Consider the following 19,658-nt stretch of genomic DNA (forward strand, 5'->3'; position numbering starts at 1 on the left):
TTTAAATGTTTCAGGACTTACACAACAATTGCCAAAAATCTTGCTTTATCGTTCGCGTAGCGTGCGCGAAGCGCATACCGCCAAGAACGCCAAGAAAATGTAGATTATGCGTAAGTCTTATGTTTATAGAACCACCTATATTTTATCTAAATCAACTAGTGAAGAGAGATTTTCTCATTGGTGATGAAAATAATCAACTTCAGGAATTAGCCTCAGAATTATATTTAGAACTCCAGCAAATATTAACTTCTGGAAAAACTCCTAAAATCATCTTAGCCGAACCTGAACCAACACGATTTATTGCAGGTTTTATCGCCGCTTGTGCAGCTAATTGTCCAGTTTTTCTATGTAACCCGGACTGGGGAAAGCAAGAATGGCAAGAAGTTTTAGAATTAGTACAACCTAATATTATTTGGGGACGAGTAAACACAGAAATAAACGTCTCTATTTCCCTTTCTTATCATTCCCCACACATTATGATTCCCACAGGTGGTTCATCGGGAAAGATTAAATTTGCCATTCATACATGGGAAACTCTCATCGCCTCTGTACAAGGATTTACAGCATATTTTCAGGTAAATCAAGTCAATTCCTTTTGTGTATTACCGCTATATCATGTTAGTGGGTTAATGCAGTTTATTCGTTCCTTCACCACTGGAGGTAAATTAGCGATCGCACCATTTAAAACTTTAGCATCCAGTCCACAATATCAGATTAAACCCCAAGATTTTTTTATATCTTTAGTCCCCACACAATTACAAACATTATTAGAAAATTCCCAATTAACAGAGTGGCTATCCCAATTCTCAACAGTACTTTTAGGAGGTGCGCCAGCATGGATAGAACTTTTAGAAAAAGCCAGATTTCACCGCATCCGGTTAGCACCAACCTATGGAATGACAGAAACCGCTTCTCAAATTGCCACCCTCAAACCCGATGACTTTTTAAATGGTAAAATTAATAGTGGTCAAATTCTCCCCCATGCACAAGTCACAATTCGCAATCTCCAAGGTGAAATTTTAAATCCCCATCAAACCGGAAACATTACTATAAAAGCGCAATCATTAGCCCTGGGATACTATCCGCAAAACTGGGAAAATCAGAATTATTTGCAAGTTGATGATTTAGGATATTTAGATCAACAAGGTTATTTAAATATAATCGGACGTAGCAGCAATAAAATTATCACAGGGGGAGAAAACGTTTACCCCGGCGAAATTGAAGCAGCAATTAGATCAACACAAATGGTCATAGATGTTTGTATCATCGGCTTACCAGATAAACACTGGGGACAAGCAGTAACAGCTATTTATATTCCCAAACATCCCCATATTTCCAGCTTACAACTGCAAACAGAACTCCGGAAAAAACTTAGCAAATTCAAAATTCCTAAACACTGGATTTCTCTATCCACCTTACCCCGAAATTCCCAAGGAAAAATCAACCATCAACACCTGCAAAAAATCGCCACAGAACATCTACAAAATCTCTCGTGATTTTCTTATCTCTGCATCTTGGCGATTCGCTTCCAACCACTCAATCATCTCAGCAGATAAATCCTGCTTAATTCTAGTCATTCCATTAATACAAACGTGTCTAGTCACCGCCTTAGCAACTAGAATATTTTCCACCATTATTTCATAATTTATTTCAAACTTATTCATGCCTAACTTATGTGGAATTAAACTAATTTCTAACTTATCTCCACATAACATTGGACGGAAAAAATCCGCGCTAGAATGAACAATAGGAAAAGCTATAGATGGATTCGTAAAAAAGGCTTTGAGATGAATATTCGATAATTCCAGAGATGCTTCATAAGCCTCATGACACATAGATAAAACATGAGCAAAATAAACTACTCCAGCAGCATCTGTATCTGGAAGGCGAATAGTCCGATGATAAGTAAAAGACATTATTTAATAATTCGTAATTCGTAATTCGTAATTCGTAATTAGACAAACCAACTTGATCATAATACGCCACACATCAAAACTACGAATTATTTTAAAGGTTGGTAGATATCCTCAGAACTAGGGTTGAGGTAGGGACGCTGTAAATCAATCAAATGTTGGGAAAAATGTTGATTAATAACGTTCATTCGTTCCTCCATAGCATTTTTACCATTTTCCCAAGCCTCCAACAAAGCATTGGCGACAATTTGACAACGGTTCATCCCAAAACTTTCCTGGGCGGCGAATTTTTGAGTTGGTTCTTCAGCTAAACCCAATCCAGGGGCTAAAAACTTAGTAAACAAAGGTATTTCAGCGTGGAAATGGGCTTGATATTCTGTATAAACAGCCTGAAGAATTTTGTGCAATGCGGGATAATCTTGACGTTCAAAGTAAAGTATACCTGAGTCATAACGTCCATATCCCAGAGGATTATGGAGAACCTGAAAAGTAAAAGGTATGTTAGCAGCGTTGAGTTGGTTGGTCAATCGATCCATACAGGCGATCGCACCATCTGGAGTAAAATTAAAATAGATTCTCCCTATACCCAAATCCGCATCTGGATGACCTTGCTTTTCCTGTCCCACATTGCTAACTGCTAAATAACAGCCCTTTTGCAGTCGATTTTTCGGCATCCAAATCGCTACAGATTCCCCTAACTGGGGAGATTTTTTACTCGGTTTGAGATGACAGTCTGGCTCAATATATAATGTTAAACCACCCTTGGTCACTGCCATACTACCATCCGGTTCCAGAGTTAATACTTGCCAACTGGGGTCAAAATAACCTTGACCGTGATTGTTAATTTGTAGTTGTTCATAAAATTCCCAATCAACATCCAAACTAGAATTAGGTTCTAAATTTTGGTGTCGCAAGCAATTCGCCGTGGTAATGTTCACAGCCAAAGTTCTTTGTAAAGAACCATTGTAATATATGCCATAAAGGAAATTTCGCAAGAGTAAATTCAGGTATTTATGCCGTAAATCAGCAGAATTTTGTTGAAATCTTTCTGCAACTTTCGACGGTAATGAAAAAGGTTGATAATGGGGATGGTAAATACAAAAGTTGGACTTAATTTCGATATTACTAGCAATATCCAACAAAGAAGTTAGTAATGTATTTTTAGCAGAATCTAGCATTAATGATTAACTCAGAATGAATGAAATATAAACTCTAATTAACAACCCCGGAGGCGAGTTTTTTGGTAATATAGGGGAACTAATTCGGCTGCGTTCTCAGATTGAGAAAATGTCGGGATTTTTGCCCAAGGTTTAATAATGTCTAACTCAGATAACCCAAAAATATTCAATACAGATTTTTCAGGAATAGTCAGGAGATTCTTTGCAATTTCAAGCATGGAAATCTCATTATTACCAAAATATTTACGATGGTTAATGGTTGCTTGAATTTTATTAATCAGCGCCAATCCTGTGAACTTGATAACTCGGAGTAAAAAATTACTGTTATCCTCTAAAATCATGGGAAAAGCATTTAAATAAGCCCGAATTAATGCTTGTAATGAAGGTTTTATCAACTCTAAGGGTGTCATGGCTAAATCCAGGGATTCTTCTAACTCAATGCTGGGATCTACCACTAAGCTAGAAAGCCAAATTTCTAAATAGCTAGCGATGAGACTACCCAAATCAAAAGCCGGATCTCCCCAACTACAGGCTTCCCAATCAATCAATCTAATTAAGCAATTATCTAACTGATCCCAACGAGAATGAATTAAGATATTATTTAAGTTCAAGTCGTTATGAGTCAAGCAGCAAGGTTGCCATTCATAAGCCAAATCTGCGATCGCCGATACTAAACTTTCATAACTTTGATAGAGTCGGTAAAACTCTAAAGACTCAGTGGGAACTGTACCAAATATTTCTGGGGTAATTGACTCTACCCCTTGCGCCGGATTATACAAGCTATAGCGAAACTGTCCTTGAGGCGCAGTCGCCATAAAATTACGGTATTCTCGGTGTTGAAAAGTAACGCGATGCAATCCCCCTAATTTCGTACCAATGGCGATCGCAATTTCAGGCGGAAAAATATCATTCTGATCATAAAATTCACCTAGTTCGGAATATTCGCTCAAGTAATTACGAATCAGGATAGAATTATCTTCATCAAAATGTAATACTAATGGTGATATTTCCGCGATATTTCCTATAACTGGAAACTGCTGTAGCAATTCTTGAAATAGCCACTCATTAAAAAAATCATCAGGATTACCATTCTGATTAAGATGTCGTTTTTGTTTAACTAGCAGTTTTTGATTCTCTGCTAGAGTCACCACTAAATTTAAATTATTCTGGCTACTTTTCCGTAACTCATATTTGGCTGACGCGCCATCTTCTGATAAAGATATACCTGTTTCTTGCAGATACTGAATAAAGTTGTGAGAAGACAGTGAGAATAACATATATTATGTCCTACTTCGTAAAATTGCTGATAACAATAGTGAAAAAACTACCGGAAGATGGCTATTTTTAGATACAATAGTTGGTCTGATTTTCCTTACCTTTGAGTATCACTAATTATTATTCTCAACGGGTAGCATTACATCACTGTGATCCTCAACACTGAAAAAATTATATACAGCCTTATTTTTATTTATCATCCCCAACGCTAAAAAACCGGACATTTTCTCCAGTCGAGGTCTTTTTTTTTGATTAAAAAATAATATCTGCTGACTGACATGATCACTTTGATGATATATGTATCACCCAAGAAATTACTGTGATCAAAAACTCTTATAACTCGGCAATACGGAGAAGTTGGGGGCTTTTATCCTTGGTATTGGCACAAGGATGACTTTTTATAGTATAAATGTATTATTAAAATATATTCACCTCAAATTGAGGATAATAATTACCTACCGATAATTAATTGATGCACCATTAACGCTAATGCCAACATCCCCAAAATTACCATTAATCCCCCAGGCATAAACTTACGTGTTTTAGCGAATCTCAATGCAAAGAAAATTACTAAAATTACAGTAACCAAAACTGCTACAATCAAAGCCCAGGATTCACCTTGGATTTGAAAGTAACCAGCAACAAGGAGTAATAAACCACTAATAACCCCACTAACTAGGGAAACTTGACTATTAGCCTGAATGTAGCCAATAATTCCACCAATCATTGCTAAGATACCATAAACTAATGTAGCAATTATACTTAGATTCATTGTTAACACTTATGTAGATTTTGATTTTGTTACCACTGTCAGTAGACATTTGATCATAGTCCTTTAGCTACACTACCCAGTTAATTGATGGATAATCCAGCAATGCCAAAAGCCAGTAATTCATCTTATAGCCATAGCCAGGTTCAATTCCTGCAATGTCAAGCAGCATCACTTTTACTGTATCAATCTGTGCTGTCTAGCGAAGTGGCGATCGCATTTCTTGACCTGTTGCAAGCTATACGTTACACTGATGCCGATGCACGGAGTTGTTTGAAAGCCTATGGTAATTATTTTCACGCCTTAACTGCTAGATATCAAAATTGGGAGGATTACCTAATTACTCAAATTCTCATCTCTGATAATCCTTTTAGTAGACTCGCTCAACAACAAAACTTTGAGGATTTACCCCGTGCTTTAGTCGCCGCAGTTGAACATGATTTACAGGTATTACAAAACCTTTATGAATGTAGCTGCGCTGCTTTGAGTGAGTGGGTAAAAACTGTAGCCAATTTGCCCATTTCACCTATTGTTTGGTACAGAGAAAACAATATTAGCATTGAGACTAAATTCATACTGTTGCTACAAAGTTTAGACAATTGGGGTGATGCTGTAGAAGAATTAGCAGCTTATTATCGACAGTTTGGTACAGGCTTATTTGCAGAATATCATGCTTTGCGTTGGCAAGATAATAAATTTGTGGGAATTAAATATCCTGACACCATCAAGCTGAATAGTTTGGTGGGTTACGAGTCTCAACAAGCAACTTTGATCAAAAATACAGAGTTTTTATTATCAGGACAGGTAGCACTGCATATACTACTTTATGGAAGTCGGGGGTCGGGAAAATCTTCATTGGTAAAAGCTTTGTTAAATGAGTATAGCCACCGCCATCTCCGCTTGCTGGAAGTCGCCAAATCTGACTTACAGGATTTACCCAAAATTGTGGAAATGTTGCGGGGAGTATCACAGAAATTTATCATCTTTGTCGATGACCTTTCCTTTGAAGAAGATGACGATGCTTTTAAAGCCCTGAAGGTAGTTTTAGAAGGGAATTTAACCGCACGTCCCCAAAATGTCGTTGTTTATGCTACTTCCAATCGTCGCCACTTAATTCGGGAGTATTTTGGAGATAGACCCACACCCAAAGACAACGATGAAATCCATGCTTGGGATACAATGCAGGAAAAGCTTTCATTTAGCGATCGCTTTGGTCTAACACTCACTTTTGAACCAGCAGATCAGAAAACCTATGTAAAAATCGTTCAACATCTAGCTAACTTAGCTAACATTAATATTACTCCAGAAGATTTAGAATATCAAGCATTACAATGGGCAACACGTCACAATGGTCGTTCAGGACGTACAGCCAGACAGTTTATTGATTTTTTAAAAGCAGATTTAGCACTATCTCAGCCCCCTAAAAAATAAGCCAGTAATAAAACTTTCAACTACAGCTATCATCCTCTAAACAAATACTTAAAATTAAAGATTTCAAAATAATAGTGATAAGTGGTCATGGCATTAACAACTATCTATTCTGACAAATCAACGACCCTAAAAAAAACCAATATGCAATCAGCAATGATCAGCAATCGATATATTCTAGGACTAGTTGCCTTTAGTATAAGTTTTGGTATTAGTCTAGTTCCCAAATGGGATTTGAATCAAGCCTTAATCACAGCTATAATCACCGTACTTGCTACCTATGCAGCCGCCCTATTTACCGATAAGCGTCGTAGTCAATACGAAATGCTAATTTTAACTTCCCAACGTAAACGAATTAGAGAAATGGAGGGGCTTAAACTACGGCTAGTTAAAGAAATTAATCAAATAGAAGAACATCGTAAACTACTATATGCCGAGTCTCAAAAACTGGAAAAACAAATCTTAGATTCTCGTAATCAACGAGACAGCATACATCGAGATTTAGGCATATTTGCTGCGCAGAAAAAGCAGTTAGAAACCGAAAGCATTAATATCACTGCTAACATAGAAAAATTTATAGAAAATCAAGCAGACCTTCAAAATGCTTGTTCTCAACTCACAACAGAAAAACGTCGCTTAGAGTTAAACTCTAATACATTTCGTGCTGAAATAATGCAATTGGAAAATCAAATTACTGACCTTCAGCAAGAAAAACAAGAACTGGAAAGTAATGTCAGTCTGCTAGGTAGACTCAAACCCCAACTAGAGGAAAAAATGTATGAACTGCGAATTGAAACCCAAGAACTAGAAACACAGCATAACCTGCAAAAACAATTATTAGTTTCTACAGCCAATGAAAGGAATAATTTAGCAGATAATCTTAATTACATCCAGAATCAAATCACAGAAAACCAGTCGGAATTGCAGCACATATCCGCTCAAATCTCATTATTGCAGGAAGAACGAGATTTATTACAGAGCCAAGTTTGGGAATTACTCCAACAAACAGAAACATTAAATCCAGAGTTATCATCAGGGAACTTAAATGAAGAAGTCAATGATGTGTTTCCTTTTGCAGAATTAATTGCTACCATCGATACCAGTGATATAAATGAGATTTTACCTGAAGAGTGGCAAGATTTTTTAGGAATCCTCCCTAGCCATGAAATTCACGTACTCAAAGCCATAGTAGAAGAAGATAATCCCCAGATAATTCTGAAACAAGTTGCAGAAACTAATATTACTATGCCAAATCTCTTAATTGATGCTATAAATGAACACGCCAATGATACTATTGGAGAATTAATAATTGCTACCAATTTAGAAACTCCTCAAGTTTATGAAGAGCATAGATCAAATGTGGTTAAAATGCTGCGTATGTATGAAGATATTATAACTAGACAAGCCTCATCAAATTAAATTAGCTAGGACTGATGCAAAAATTACGGAATAACTAACCACAGAGACGCGGAGGACACAGAGGAATGAGGATTTTAAAGAGTTTTTGCGTAAGTCATGATTAGCTTATTTTGGGGAACGAAATGCAGTAATGGGGTTGATTTTTTGCCAGCCAATCTCTAAACATAAACTTTCTGAAGTGCAGTCCTGAACTATATATCCTATACCTCTGCGTTGACAATTTAATGAAGTAAACTACATGGTTAAACTCAAAATCTCTAAAAAAATTTCCACTGCTTTAATTAATTCCCTCGGCGCTGGAGTAGTACCGAGAACAGGAGTTGAACATATCGCAGTGGGAAGAGAAAAAGAACTGCAAAGCCTTTGCCAAAATCTGGATGATATCGGCGAAGGTGTATCAGCATTTCGGTTTATAATTGGTAATTATGGCTCAGGTAAAAGTTTTATATTACAATTAATTCGCAACCGGGCTATGGAGCAAGGTTTTGTGGTGGCTGATGCTGATTTATCTTCTTCACGGCGATTAGCTGGAACCCATAATGAAGGTTTAGCAACTTATCGGGAATTAATGAGCCATTTAGCTACAAAAACTCGTCCTGATGGTGGCGCTTTGGTTTCCATTTTGGAAGGATGGATTAATAAAATTCAACAACAAGTGGTTAAAGAAACTGACTTGCGTCCTAATGATGATGGTTTTGATAACGAAGTGGAAGCCAAAATTAGGGAAGTAGTGCAGTATATTGAAGATTTAGTACATGGTTTTGATTTTGGTAGCGTAATTATTGCCTATTGGCGTGGCTATCGGTTAGATGATGATAATTTAAAAAATGCGGCTATGCGTTGGTTGCGGGGAGAATTTAATACTAAAACTGAAGCAAAAGCAGCGTTAGGAGTTCGGGTCATTATTGATGATGATAGTTGGTATGACTACATCAAACTATTTGCTAAATTTGTGGCGGAGATTGGTTATCAAGGACTATTAATTTTAATTGATGAAGCTGTAAATTTATATCAAATATCAACGACAGTCACCCGTGAACGAAACTATAACAGACTGCTGACGATGTTTAATGACACTATGCAGTGCAAAGCTGAACATTTGGGAATTTTTATTGGCGGGACAACCAGATTTTTAGAAGACCCGAACCGAGGACTGTTTGCAGACCAAGCTTGGCGCAGACGTACAAAGGAAAGCCGTTTTGCTACACAGTCAGGGGTTCAAGAACAATTAGGGCCAGTTATTCGCCTTAATCCGTTGAGTGAGGGGGAAATTATCACACTTTTGCAACGGTTAACTGAAATCCATGCACTCAATTTCGGTTATCAAGCAATTTTGAAAAATTCTGATTTAAAGGAATTTGTACAAGAAATTACTACCCGTTTAGGTGCGGAAGCTTTACTGACACCTGGGGAAATTGTGCGAGATTTTATTAGCTTGTTGAATATTTTGCATCAAAATCCAGGAATGAATTTTAGTGAATTAATTCATGGTGATCAATTTCAGCTTAATGCTATGAGTAAAGATGTAGATGAGGATGACGCAGCAGAGTTTAGTTTGTGACTCTTATTACTTATTCTCCGGTTTTTTATTTATATTAAATTCAGGTATTTTTAGCTTTTATCGGAATCTTGATCACAAATTCTGTCCTTTGCCCTGGAACAGAAATATAACTAATTTTTCCATGATGCTTTTCCACTATAATTTGATGGCTGATTGATAGACCTAAGCCAGTACCTTTACCTATCGGTTTAGTAGTAAAAAAGGGTTCAAATAATTTTTCGGAGATTTTTCCATTGATTCCACCACCATTATCAGCAATGCTAATTTCTACCCATTTGTCATCAATTACCTGAGTACGAATGTGAATAGTTGGTACTAATTTATTGGGTTTTTCTAGTTGACTATTATCTATGAACTGTGATTTAATACTATCTTCTAATGCATCAATAGCATTACTAAGGATATTCATAAAAACTTGATTTATCTGACCAGGATGGCATTCTACTAAAGGTAATTCATTATATTCTTTAATAACTTGAATTTGAGGAAATTTATTATCTTTGGTATGTAAGCGATGTTCTAAAATCATTAAGGTACTATCAATACCTTCATGAATATAAACTTCTTTAATTTCTGCTTCATCTAAACGAGAGAAGTTCCGCAGTGATTTAATTATTTCAGTAATTCGTTTTGTTCCTAGCTTCATAGAAGTTAAAATTTTTGCTAGGTCTTGAGTCAAGAATTCTAATTCGTTTTCTTCAATTAATTCTTGAATTTCTTCGGGAGGATTCGGATAATACTCTTGGTATTTTTGGATAATTTTTAAAATTGAATCAGTATATTCTGTAGCATATTGAAGATTACCATGAAGAAAATTAACAGGGTTATTAATTTCATGGGCGATACCAGCAACGAGTTGTCCTAATCCAGACATTTTTTCGTTATGGATTGTCTGAATTTGAGTTGATTGAAGCTCTTCTAAAGTTTTTTGAAGATGTATATTTGTCTTTTCAAGACGATCTGATTGACTAATGGTAGATTGTTCTGATACATCTAATAGCTGATTTAGTGTGGCTATTTGTGAGTTTAAATATTGTAAGATTTCATTCTCTATTTTTGGAACTATTTTTTTATTGACATGAGGTTGTTCATGACCGATGAAAATTCTGTCATTTTTAAAAGGTAGTATTGCCATTTTGACGTTTAGTGCTAATGGACGTAATAAATCGACAGTAGCCTGGGGAACCGCAATTTTCAAGAACATGAGAACTGTGAATATGTTACCTGAAGGTAATAATCCTCCAAAGCCAATTACAGATTTGATATTATGTGGAATTACAAATGATGTTTGTGAAGGAATATAAGGACTACCTAGAGCGTCAGGAACATAAAAGATGTTATACATCCGTTGTTCTAAATCAGTTAATAAGTTTGGGTCTGGTCGTATTACGGTACTAATATTTAGCCCTAGTTGTTGCATTAGTTGAAAAATCATCGGTATCCGCGCAATCATCTTTTCACTGAGTAAAGGGATGACTTTGTGTCCTTCAGATTTATATCGTGAGTTCCATTCTGGTAATTCCCCAGCAGTTGCTAATAAAGTTAAGCATTTGAGATTATCTTCTGGTCGCTGATTTTCTAACAGATTATTTGTATGTTCTTGTAATTCTGGTGTGAGTTCTTTGTAGGATTGGGTTTTAAAAAACCGGATTAGCGCACAGGATTTTTCACCAGATTGTTTATCAATTAAATTATCATAAAGATATTGGGTAATATAATTACTGCTTTCTTCCATACTGTTAGCTTCATTGCCTAAATGACGCAGAGCTAAACCGCATTCAGACATATCTCGTAAAGTGAATTTTTTTAAGTCATACATAATATATATATCTCTCTTGTATATATTTTTTAAATTGATAAATTACGGTTATTCACCGTGATATGTAAAAATGTCTGTTTTGTAATATTTTGTAATGCACATTGTCAAGTTTTTTGATTGATTTTTAGCAGTTAGTAAGTTAATAAGACAATATCTATAGCCTTTATTTATACTCTATATAAGTTACAATGTCTATACTTCTATAGTATGGTTTGAGAGATACCACTACGAAGCGATACCTTCGGTAAGCTTCGCTAACGCAATAATCCTTTTACTGAGGAAGATAATGAGTAATCTCTGCGGTGTTAATATTATCAGTGTTACGAAAAATGCCCACAGATTTCAGTGAATCCAGGGCATCTTCCAATTTATTAGCTAATTAAATTTATCGCATGGTGACAAATTCTTCAGCAGAACTGGGATGAATCCCGACTGTGGCATCAAAGTTAGCTTTAGTAGCACCCATTTTAACTGCGATCGCCACACCTTGGATAATCTCAGCAGCGTTTGTCCCTACCATGTGTGCGCCTAACACTTTATCGGTATTTTGATCAACCACTAATTTCATCATGGTTTTTTCTTCTTTACCAGGTAAAACATAGTACATTGATCGAAAACGACTGCGATAAACCTTAATAGCATCACCATATTTAGCTCTGGCTTCGGCTTCAGTTAAACCGACAGTTGCAGCTTCTGGTGTGGTAAAAATAGCTGTGGGGACATTTTCGTAACTCATATGCCGAGATTTGTTACCAAATACCGTATCTGCAAAGGCGCGACCTTCATTAATCGCCACGGGAGTTAAATTAATATTATCTGTACAATCTCCCACTGCATAGATATTTTCTTCAGCAGTTTGACTGTATTTATCAACGACAACTGCGCCATTTTCATCTAGCTGAACTTTGGTGTTTTCCAAACCTAATTTTTCGGTGTTGGGTTTGCGCCCTGTAGCGGCTAGACTGACGGCATCAACAATTACTGTCTCCTCAGCATCACCCTTACCGCGAACTGTCACCTTCAGCCCAGAATCGGTGTTCTCAATGGCTGTAATTTCATTATTAGTGAGAATTTTGATCCCGTGGTTCCCCATTGCTTGCTGAATTTCAGTTTGCAAGTCTTCATCGAAACCACGCAAAATCTTATCATGGCGAATTATTTGGGTGACTTCGCTTCCCAGTCCGTTGAGGATACAGGCAAATTCTGAACCAATGTAACCTCCGCCTAAAATAACTAGACGCTGGGGTTGTTCTTTGAGGTGGAAGATATCATCGGAAGTAATGGCATATTCAATTCCGGGTATTTCTGGCTTGACGGGATACCCACCCACTGCAATTAAAATTTTATCTGCGGTAATTTGGCGATCGCCTATTTTAATTGTATGGGCATCAACAAATGTCGCATATCCCTGAAAAAGTTGAACTTTGGACTTGTCCAACATCCCTTGATAAATACCATTCAGGCGCGTCACTTCATTATTGACTGCCGTAATCATTTTTTCCCAATCCAGAGAACTTTGAACTGCACTCCAGCCGTATCCTTGGGCATCTGAGAACAATTCCGGGAAATGGGAGGCATAAACCATTAACTTTTTAGGGACACAGCCACGATTTACGCAGGTTCCGCCTAGTCGATCAAATTCAGCTACCCCTACTTTGGCTCCATATTCCGCAGCCCGTCTAGCGGTGGCAATACCACCAGATCCGGCACCAATCACAAATAAGTCGAAATCGTAACTCATGTGTCCCTCAAGTTTTAGATTTTCAAGACCGGGAGTAGGGAATGAGGAAAAGTTTTTGATCTCCCAATTCCCAATGTCCAGTCTCTTAAAATATTACACAGCAGCAGAGTTTAAGCTTGTTTTAGGTAATTGAGCATGGTGTCTGCGTCCGAAACTTCAAATGGGTCGGTGGGACAGTTATCTTCGTAACCAGGTTCAATGAAAGTCTTTTCAATTTTGCCGTCATTGACGACCATTGAGTAACGCCAAGAGCGCAGCCCAAAGCCCAGGTTAGATTTATCAACTAACATTCCCATCTTGCGGGTAAATTCACCATTACCATCAGGTAGGAGTGTAACATTTTTAGCGCCTTGTTGCTTGCCCCACTGGAACATAACAAAGGCATCATTTACAGATACACAAACTACGTCATCAATTCCCAAGGCTTTGAATTGATCGTAGAGTTCTTCGTAGCGAGGAAGGTGAGAGGTGGAACAAGTGGGGGTAAAAGCTCCTGGTAGTGAGAATACTACTACACGCTTGCCACCGAAAATATCTTGTGTGGTGCGGTCTTCCCAACGGAAGGGGTTAGAACCACCAATGGATTCGTCGCGCACACGGGTTTTGAATACAACGCTGGGAACTTTTTCGATAATAGCCATATTAATTTTTTGATTTGTTGAGCTTTAATTATCTCAGAATAATTCTGATTTAATAAATTTTCAATAGTTATAAATACTTATTTATTTAATTGGTTCACATATAATACAAATTTATTAATCAGGGAGATTATAATAGGGAAATCGTTAAAATATAAAATGTAGCAGCAAATATGCAGCAAGAGGCACACACAATCATTCAAACCTTAAAGTCTAAGGGTTTGAGGGTGACTCCTCAGAGGTTCGCAGTTTATGCAAATTTGTTATCTCGGTCTGATCACCCTACAGTAGAGACGATTCTGGCGGATCTGAACAAAGATTTTCCTGTGTCGTCCCAAGCGACTATTTATAGTTCTCTGCAAGCCCTCAGAGAAGTGGGACTTGTGCAGGAAGTTTTATTACAGGAGGGGGTTTGTCGTTATGATGCGAATGTTGAACCCCATCACCACTTTTGCTGTCGCCGATGTGGTGCGATTGAAGATATTCCTTGGGAAAGGTTTGAGTGCATAGATATGAAAAATCTTAGTCCTGGTATGTATGGCGAAAGCTATGAAGTGACTGTTCGGGGTTGGTGCGATCGCTGTGTTACGCCGTAAAATAAGCAAGGTATAAAAGGCACTTTTGAGAAACTCCAGAACGTCTCACATTCTGGAGATTTTTTCGAGTTAAACCGTAGTTAAAGAAGCTTCCTGGCGGATTTTTTCCACGAATTGATGCAAATTCCCTGTATTCAAACGATAACTCAAAGGGTGAGCAATCAATCGTGCCGTGCTTTCATACAAAGTCGTAATTTCAACTAAACCATTTTCGCGCAAAGTCCGCCCTGTAGAAACTATATCCACAATCGCTTCCGACATTCCCGTAATGGGGCCTAATTCTACTGAACCATACAAAGGTACAATTTCTATAGGTAAATCTAAACTATGGAAATATTCACGGGCGCAATTGACATACTTAGAAGCAACTCGACCATGAGGCGGTAAATCTAAGGGTGATTTATAGTCACTAGAGGCTTTTACAGCCACCGACATTCGACAATAACCAAACTGTAAATCAACTAAATGTGCAACTTGTGGTTTTTTTTCCCGCAGTACATCGTAACCAATAATCCCCAAATCAGCCTGACCATATTCCACATATACAGGTACATCTTGTCCCCGCACCAACAGTCCTTTGGCTTGTCCGCTAGCATCAGTAATTTGCAGTTGGCGCATTCCCGAATCTAAAAAAGCGCTAAAATCCAATCCTACAGATTGGAACAAGCGGATGCTATTTTTGAGTAGTTCCCCTTTGGGTAATGCAACAGTTAACATTTTCTTTTTGGTAGTTCATTTATTTGAGAATATCTTGATTGCTTACCATCAGCACCATGAGAATTTTATTAGTTGATGATGAAGTAGAACTAACTGACCCTCTAAGTCGCCTGTTAAAGCGCCAGGGTTACAGTGTGGATATGGCTTACGATGGTGCAACAGGGAGCGAATTTGCCGCCTTGGGTACTTATGATTTATTGATTTTAGATTGGATGTTACCCGGAAAAACAGGTTTAGAGATTTGTCAGGAATTGCGCCGCCAAGGTAAAGTCACACCTGTACTTTTTCTCACAGCCAAAGATACTTTAGATGACCGGGTGGAAGGTTTAGATGCAGGTGCTGATGATTATTTAGTCAAACCCTTTGAACTGCGAGAGTTATTAGCGCGAGTTCGTGCTTTGTTGCGTCGTTCAAGTTCCCCAACTCATGAAACGACAAGTGGAAGGCTGACAGTGGCTGATTTAGAGCTTGATAGTGAAAATCAAGTCGCCTATCGTCAAGGACGAATTATTGAGTTATCTCAAAAGGAAAGTCAGCTGCTGCAATATTTTATGCAAAATACTGGAAATTTGCTGACTCATGCTCAGATTTTACAAAATCTTTGGCAGCCAGAACACGAACAACCGAATAGTAATGTGATAGCGGCGTTAATTCGCTTGTTGCGGCGGAAGATTGAGGTAGGGAAGGAAACTCCGCTAATTCATACTGTTTATGGTAAGGGCTACCGTTTTGGAACTTCTATGGATTAAACGCAGAGGTACGCGGAGGGAAGCGCAAAGGTACGCGGAGAGGTAGAGAGGAAGGGAAGAGAAGGTCTTTTTTCGGCGTTGCTGATTGAGAATATGAATTTGTTTCACGCAAAGGCGCAAAGGCGCAAAGGTAAGAAGAATAAGAATGGTGATTTTGGCATTTCATACTTTGATTCACCAACGCCCTTTTTTCTCTATTCTCCACCTTGGGATTTCCAGGCTATGGTTTTATCTGGTTGAGGGTCGGGTAGTTTTATTGTAATTAGTGCGGCGACTAGTACCAGTAACATGGATGTCCACAAACAACCCACTAAGTTGAAATACTGGAAAACTAAGCCTGATAAGACTGTACCGGCTAATCTTCCACCAGAGTTGGCCATGTAGTAAAAGCCGACATTCAGGGCTACTTTGTCGTCGTCGGTGAAGGCTAGCACTAGGTAGGAATGCACTGCGGAGTTGAATGCAAAGACTACTCCAAATACTAGGAGTCCGCCAATAATTGCTATGTTGCCGGGTACACCTAATTGTAACGCTAGGGCGATCGCACCAGGAACAGCTGTGAGGGTAAATGTCCAAAATTGGATAGTCTTTGATTGGGGTGGCTGACCAGAACCAAATCGCTGCATCAGCATGGGTGCGAAGAACTGAATCACGCCGTAGCCAATCACCCAACAAGCCAAAAATCCACCCACTTGCTCAAATGACCAGCCTAAAGTCCCCCGGAGAAAAACAGGTAATCCCACCACAAACCAGACATCCCGCGAACCAAAGAGAAAAAATCGCGCAGCTGAGAGAATATTAATTTCTTTACTCTTAGAAAATAGTTGCTTAAACTTAACCTTTGCCTTGATTTTCCCCATCCCTTGAGGCAACATCAACCCAGTGAACATAATCAAGAACAATCCCCCAGCCATCATCAACAGGGAATTGCTAAAGCCCACAGAAGTTAACAGCACACTACCCACAAAAAAGCCCACTCCTTTCAGGGCATTTTTCGAGCCAGTTAACACTGCTACCCATTTAAATAAAGAAGATTTAGCCTCTTGGGGTACAACCAAGCGAATCGCGCTCTTAGAACTCATTTTAGTTAAATCTTTAGCAACCCCAGAAAATGCCTGAGCCACCATTACATAAGCCACTGCAAGCCACTCAGCCCAATCGGGATTCAGCCATGACAGCATCACCATTGAGAAAACTTGTAGCCCGATACCTGCATAAAGGGTGATTTTTAATCCGAATTGAGAACCAATCCAACCGCCTAAAAAGTTGGTTACAACCCCGAATATTTCATAGAACAGAAACAGAGAGGCGATTTGCAATGGTGTGTAGCCAATACTGTTGAAGTACAGCAGTACCAGCATTCGTAAAGCACCATCAGTAATAGTAAAACCCCAATAAGCAAGGGTAACAAGAATATAATTCTTGAGATTAGCGCGAGAAGCTGTAGAAGTCATGCGATAAGAGGCAGGGGGGCAGGGGGCAGGGTGCAGGGGAGATAAGAGGCAGGGGGGCAGGGGGCAGGGTGCAGGGGAGATAAGAGGCAGGGGGGCAGGGTGCAGGGGGGATAAGACGGTAACTTCCCAATCACCAATAACCAATGACTAATGACTAATGACTCAATGCAACTTTACGGGCGAGTTCAATCATCCGATTGGCGTAACCCCATTCGTTGTCATACCAAGCTAGGATTTTGACTTGAGTTTCATTCACCACCATTGTGGAGAGAGCATCAATAATGGCAGAACGAGGGTCATCTTTATAATCAATAGATACTAACGGACGCTCTTCGTAACCCAAAATCCCTTTAAGTGGTTCTTGTTCAGAAGCGGCTTTCAACAAACTATTAATTTCATCTACTTTGGTGGGTCGCAGAACTTCAAATACACAGTCTGTTAATGAAGCATTCAGTAATGGGACTCTCACGGCTAAACCGTTGAGTTTACCGTTCAGTTCGGGATAAATCAAACCAATGGCTGTTGCGGAACCTGTCGTTGTGGGAATCAGAGATAAACTCGTAGCCCTCGCCCGACGCAAATCTTTATGAGGTGCATCGACAATGGTTTGAGTATTGGTATTGTCATGGATGGTAGTAATAATTCCATGCTTAATTCCCAAACCTTCGTGAATGACTTTGACAACTGGAGCTAAACAGTTAGTAGTACAGGAAGCAGCAGTGAGTAAATTATGTTTTTCTGGCTGATACAGATGGTCATTTACCCCCATGACTATATTTAAGGCTTCTTCTTTAACTGGTGCAGCGACGATAACCTTTTGTACACCTCTTTTAAAATAGGGGTCGAGAGTTGCAGGTGTGCGGAATTTACCGGAGCATTCCAGCACCAAATCAACGCCTAATTCATCCCAAGGAACTTCACCTGGTTGACCATATTCACTAAAGCTGAGGGGTTTACCATCAATTAATACTCGTTCCTCTGCGGCTTCTACTTCTGGTGTCCAGCGTCCGTGAACGGAATCAAATTTTAATAAGTGTGCAGCTGTTACAGCCCCACCATTGATTTCATTGATATGAACAAACTCTAATTCTGACCAACCCCAAGCAGCACGGAGGGCTAGCCGTCCAATTCTACCGAATCCGTTGATTCCTACACGCAGTTTCATTTTTAGGGGTGATATTAAGTTTCCCTTTATATCATTTCAAAAAAACTTGATATGTCAATTACAACTAGGTTAATGTATACAAATATTCATCAATAAAACTTGATGTATTAGGAAAAGTTATGATAATAACTGTCTTTTCCGCAACCGGTAGAAATTCTACAAGCCAAGATAATTACGCATCTTCTGAGCAATTTCTTCATGGTATTTGAGGTCAGAAGCTTGTTGGCTTGTATTATCGTTGTGGGAACTTTGACTAAGGGTAATTTGTTTACCAGATTTTAGCACCATATATAATTCTGTAGAAGTACAACCCTCATCATGATGCTGCTCAACTAGAATGGATTGAATTTCGCTGACGGGAAAAATGTCGGTATGGTCTTTGCGAAATAGGTAAGTTATGGTTTTGATAATTTTTTGCTCTATGCGATTAAACGTCCAGACGGTAAAGTATTTGTAAAAGGGAATACTGCTTAACATGATAATTGGAGCAATCATCCAAATCCCCAGAATAGAATATATGAATGAGGTTCTAGAGGGTATATTTGGTATGTTTGCGTCATTCCGTATATTGGTCAGCAATACATAGATAAACACACTCACTAAAACTGTGATCAATAAATTAAGATAGCACGAAAATCTCGCTCTGTTCAACGCAGCAGACCTTGATTTAACACCTAGCTGAAAGGTTAATTCTAGTGGGGTTTCTTGAACGAGTTGGAATTGATATTCTTTCCCGACAGGGTTAATTCTAATACGCATAATTAAGTTCAAGTCAGATAGGTGGAAAAATCTATTTGGCTCTAAATGTTAGGTTTCCCAAAATGATTCTCACTCTATCACCTGAAAAAAATTATTCCTCATCGCAGCAGATACGGGCGGATGGAATTATTTGATTATGGCTAAATTCGGCTAAATATGATTCTAAAATTTTAAATTGGGGTAAGTTTAAACTGTAGTAAATCCAGCGTCCTTCTTGACGGGCGTTAACTAAGCGGGTTTCTTTGAGAGTTTTGAGGTGAAAGGATAGTTTTGACTGATTTACCCCCAAAGCGTCGCACAGGTCACACACACACTGTTCTCGCTTTTTTAATAGTTCTAGTACGCCAATTCTGATGGGGTCTGAAAGGGCATGAAAACCAGTAACAATTAAATCAGAATTAGTAGCAGAGGGGGTAGGCATCAGTAAAATTTGTTCAGGATATATTGTATGGCAACCGCGAAGGAGGTTAGGAGATA

18 protein-coding genes are annotated in these 19,658 nt (G+C 38.5%); 6 read left to right on the forward strand and 12 right to left on the reverse strand.

All coding sequences use genetic code 11. The features are described 5' to 3' along the window. The first annotated feature begins 125 nt into the window (after nt 1–125). Nucleotides 126–1,496, forward strand: coding sequence for a 2-succinylbenzoate--CoA ligase (locus VB620_RS12785; protein ID WP_407674212.1), 1,371 nt, complete (start codon nt 126–128; stop codon nt 1,494–1,496). On the opposite strand, the gene VB620_RS12790 is transcribed toward VB620_RS12785, so the two are convergent. The 4 genes from VB620_RS12790 to VB620_RS12805 all read right to left on the reverse strand — a co-directional run bounded on the left by VB620_RS12790 (nt 1,479) and on the right by VB620_RS12805 (nt 5,138). Further along, nucleotides 1,479–1,916 (reverse strand): acyl-CoA thioesterase, encoded by a 438-nt coding sequence (locus VB620_RS12790; RefSeq protein WP_323196536.1) that lies wholly within the window; start codon nt 1,914–1,916, stop codon nt 1,479–1,481. The genes VB620_RS12785 and VB620_RS12790 overlap by 18 nt on opposite strands. Before the next feature lie 86 nt (nt 1,917–2,002). Continuing rightward, on the reverse strand, nt 2,003–3,091 hold the full coding sequence (locus VB620_RS12795) for a T3SS effector HopA1 family protein (protein WP_323196537.1): 1,089 nt from the start codon (nt 3,089–3,091) through the stop codon (nt 2,003–2,005). A gap of 38 nt (nt 3,092–3,129) precedes the next feature. Beyond that, the gene (locus tag VB620_RS12800; protein ID WP_323196538.1) at nt 3,130–4,368 is read right to left on the reverse strand and encodes an aminoglycoside phosphotransferase family protein; all 1,239 of its coding nucleotides are present in this window, start codon (nt 4,366–4,368) and stop codon (nt 3,130–3,132) included. 449 nt (nt 4,369–4,817) lie between these two features. Beyond that, nucleotides 4,818–5,138, reverse strand: a complete 321-nt coding sequence (locus VB620_RS12805) for a TMEM14 family protein (protein WP_323196539.1) — start codon at nt 5,136–5,138, stop codon at nt 4,818–4,820. Nucleotides 5,139–5,225: 87 nt separating this feature from the next. On the opposite strand from VB620_RS12805, the gene VB620_RS12810 reads away from it, so the two are divergent. The 3 genes from VB620_RS12810 to VB620_RS12820 all read left to right on the forward strand — a co-directional run bounded on the left by VB620_RS12810 (nt 5,226) and on the right by VB620_RS12820 (nt 9,543). Next, nucleotides 5,226–6,566 carry an ATP-binding protein gene (locus VB620_RS12810; protein WP_323196540.1) on the forward strand — a complete coding sequence of 447 codons (1,341 nt, stop codon included), beginning with the start codon at nt 5,226–5,228 and terminating at the stop codon, nt 6,564–6,566. Between the two features lie 141 nt (nt 6,567–6,707). Beyond that, a complete protein-coding gene (locus VB620_RS12815; RefSeq protein WP_323196541.1) occupies nt 6,708–7,982 on the forward strand; it encodes a tellurite resistance TerB C-terminal domain-containing protein in 1,275 nt (424 codons plus the stop codon). A 238-nt stretch (nt 7,983–8,220) separates the two neighbouring features. Further along, nucleotides 8,221–9,543 (forward strand): ATP-binding protein, encoded by a 1,323-nt coding sequence (locus VB620_RS12820; RefSeq protein WP_323196542.1) that lies wholly within the window; start codon nt 8,221–8,223, stop codon nt 9,541–9,543. 40 nt (nt 9,544–9,583) lie between these two features. Here the strand turns inward: VB620_RS12820 and VB620_RS12825 are convergent, their stop codons facing one another. From VB620_RS12825 to VB620_RS12835, 3 genes are all read right to left on the reverse strand, one after another. Continuing rightward, entirely contained in the window at nt 9,584–11,362 is a 1,779-nt protein-coding gene (locus VB620_RS12825; protein WP_323196543.1) for a sensor histidine kinase, read from the reverse strand. Nucleotides 11,363–11,747: 385 nt separating this feature from the next. After that, complete coding sequence (gene gor / locus VB620_RS12830; protein ID WP_323196544.1) at nt 11,748–13,103, reverse strand: glutathione-disulfide reductase; 1,356 nt, start codon at nt 13,101–13,103, stop codon at nt 11,748–11,750. A 110-nt stretch (nt 13,104–13,213) separates the two neighbouring features. Next, entirely contained in the window at nt 13,214–13,744 is a 531-nt protein-coding gene (locus VB620_RS12835) for a peroxiredoxin (protein ID WP_323196545.1), read from the reverse strand. A 170-nt stretch (nt 13,745–13,914) separates the two neighbouring features. Between VB620_RS12835 and VB620_RS12840 the strand changes: the two genes are divergently transcribed. Continuing rightward, nucleotides 13,915–14,337 carry a Fur family transcriptional regulator gene (locus tag VB620_RS12840; protein ID WP_323196546.1) on the forward strand — a complete coding sequence of 141 codons (423 nt, stop codon included), beginning with the start codon at nt 13,915–13,917 and terminating at the stop codon, nt 14,335–14,337. A 69-nt stretch (nt 14,338–14,406) separates the two neighbouring features. On the opposite strand, the gene hisG is transcribed toward VB620_RS12840, so the two are convergent. Further along, the gene (gene hisG, locus VB620_RS12845; RefSeq protein WP_323196547.1) at nt 14,407–15,054 is read right to left on the reverse strand and encodes an ATP phosphoribosyltransferase; all 648 of its coding nucleotides are present in this window, start codon (nt 15,052–15,054) and stop codon (nt 14,407–14,409) included. A gap of 56 nt (nt 15,055–15,110) precedes the next feature. Here hisG and rppA point away from each other — a divergent pair, with 56 nt between their 5' ends. Then, complete coding sequence (rppA, locus tag VB620_RS12850; protein WP_323196548.1) at nt 15,111–15,803, forward strand: two-component system response regulator RppA; 693 nt, start codon at nt 15,111–15,113, stop codon at nt 15,801–15,803. 194 nt (nt 15,804–15,997) lie between these two features. Here the strand turns inward: rppA and arsJ are convergent, their stop codons facing one another. From arsJ to VB620_RS12870, 4 genes are all read right to left on the reverse strand, one after another. Next, on the reverse strand, nt 15,998–17,257 hold the full coding sequence (gene arsJ / locus VB620_RS12855) for an organoarsenical effux MFS transporter ArsJ (protein ID WP_323196549.1): 1,260 nt from the start codon (nt 17,255–17,257) through the stop codon (nt 15,998–16,000). A gap of 154 nt (nt 17,258–17,411) precedes the next feature. Next, on the reverse strand, nt 17,412–18,422 hold the full coding sequence (locus tag VB620_RS12860) for an ArsJ-associated glyceraldehyde-3-phosphate dehydrogenase (RefSeq protein ID WP_323196550.1): 1,011 nt from the start codon (nt 18,420–18,422) through the stop codon (nt 17,412–17,414). Between the two features lie 156 nt (nt 18,423–18,578). After that, nucleotides 18,579–18,917: a hypothetical protein gene (locus VB620_RS12865; RefSeq protein ID WP_323196551.1), complete on the reverse strand. Its 339-nt coding sequence runs from the start codon at nt 18,915–18,917 to the stop codon at nt 18,579–18,581. Nucleotides 18,918–19,272: 355 nt separating this feature from the next. Beyond that, nucleotides 19,273–19,602: an ArsR/SmtB family transcription factor gene (locus VB620_RS12870; protein WP_323196552.1), complete on the reverse strand. Its 330-nt coding sequence runs from the start codon at nt 19,600–19,602 to the stop codon at nt 19,273–19,275. Nucleotides 19,603–19,658 lie beyond the last annotated feature (56 nt).

Origin of the sequence: Nodularia harveyana UHCC-0300, assembly GCF_034931085.1 — a bacterium.
Taxonomy (GTDB): domain Bacteria; phylum Cyanobacteriota; class Cyanobacteriia; order Cyanobacteriales; family Nostocaceae; genus Nodularia; species Nodularia harveyana.

Bases quoted from the DNA above. Each gene is read 5' to 3' on its own strand.
- VB620_RS12790 (WP_323196536.1), bottom strand. From the start codon at position 1,916: ATGTCTTTTACTTATCATCGGACTATTCGCCTTCCAGATACAGATGCT.
- VB620_RS12795 (WP_323196537.1), bottom strand. From the start codon at position 3,091: ATGCTAGATTCTGCTAAAAATACATTACTAACTTCTTTGTTGGATATT.
- VB620_RS12800 (WP_323196538.1), bottom strand. From the start codon at position 4,368: ATGTTATTCTCACTGTCTTCTCACAACTTTATTCAGTATCTGCAAGAA.
- VB620_RS12805 (WP_323196539.1), bottom strand. From the start codon at position 5,138: ATGAATCTAAGTATAATTGCTACATTAGTTTATGGTATCTTAGCAATG.
- VB620_RS12810 (WP_323196540.1), top strand. From the start codon at position 5,226: ATGGATAATCCAGCAATGCCAAAAGCCAGTAATTCATCTTATAGCCAT.
- VB620_RS12815 (WP_323196541.1), top strand. From the start codon at position 6,708: ATGCAATCAGCAATGATCAGCAATCGATATATTCTAGGACTAGTTGCC.
- VB620_RS12820 (WP_323196542.1), top strand. From the start codon at position 8,221: ATGGTTAAACTCAAAATCTCTAAAAAAATTTCCACTGCTTTAATTAAT.
- VB620_RS12825 (WP_323196543.1), bottom strand. From the start codon at position 11,362: ATGTATGACTTAAAAAAATTCACTTTACGAGATATGTCTGAATGCGGT.
- gor (WP_323196544.1), bottom strand. From the start codon at position 13,103: ATGAGTTACGATTTCGACTTATTTGTGATTGGTGCCGGATCTGGTGGT.
- VB620_RS12835 (WP_323196545.1), bottom strand. From the start codon at position 13,744: ATGGCTATTATCGAAAAAGTTCCCAGCGTTGTATTCAAAACCCGTGTG.
- VB620_RS12840 (WP_323196546.1), top strand. From the start codon at position 13,915: ATGCAGCAAGAGGCACACACAATCATTCAAACCTTAAAGTCTAAGGGT.
- hisG (WP_323196547.1), bottom strand. From the start codon at position 15,054: ATGTTAACTGTTGCATTACCCAAAGGGGAACTACTCAAAAATAGCATC.
- rppA (WP_323196548.1), top strand. From the start codon at position 15,111: ATGAGAATTTTATTAGTTGATGATGAAGTAGAACTAACTGACCCTCTA.
- arsJ (WP_323196549.1), bottom strand. From the start codon at position 17,257: ATGACTTCTACAGCTTCTCGCGCTAATCTCAAGAATTATATTCTTGTT.
- VB620_RS12860 (WP_323196550.1), bottom strand. From the start codon at position 18,422: ATGAAACTGCGTGTAGGAATCAACGGATTCGGTAGAATTGGACGGCTA.
- VB620_RS12865 (WP_323196551.1), bottom strand. From the start codon at position 18,917: ATGATTGCTCCAATTATCATGTTAAGCAGTATTCCCTTTTACAAATAC.
- VB620_RS12870 (WP_323196552.1), bottom strand. From the start codon at position 19,602: ATGCCTACCCCCTCTGCTACTAATTCTGATTTAATTGTTACTGGTTTT.